Source organism: Lysobacter sp. TAF61 (assembly GCF_052113485.1).
Classification (GTDB): domain Bacteria; phylum Pseudomonadota; class Gammaproteobacteria; order Xanthomonadales; family Xanthomonadaceae; genus Lysobacter_J.
Map to the genome: position 1 here is coordinate 1 of NZ_JBFRDH010000049.1, position 374 is coordinate 374.

A 374-nucleotide genomic window follows, 5' to 3' on the forward strand; every position below is an offset into this window, starting at 1 on the left:
CTTCTGCACGGCGCGAAGCGTTGTGCAGAGCAGGAACGTCCGTCCGCCAGCGGCTTCAATCAGCGGCAGCGTCTTCTCCACCACCGCCTCGGTAAACTGGGGCGACTGCGGCGCCGGCATGTCGCGCGGCACATAGAGCAGGCCCTGCTGCGCGTAGTCGAACGGGCTAGGCAACGTCAGCGACCGGTCCTTGTCCAGGCCCAGTTGCGCCGCGTAGTGCGTGAAATTGCCCTTCACCGACAGCGTTGCCGAGGTGAAGACCCACGCGCGCGGCTGGCCCTCGCGCTGGCGCGTGAAGATCGGCGCGATCGACAGCGGGGTGCGATGTAACTGCACCGTGTGGGAGAAGACTTCCACCCAGCGCACGGTATCGG

Annotated in this window: 1 pseudogene; it reads right to left on the reverse strand. The window is 66.6% G+C overall.

The features are described 5' to 3' along the window. A pseudogene (locus AB4Y64_RS17760) lies at positions 1-374 on the reverse strand (ATP-dependent DNA helicase); the annotation flags it as partial.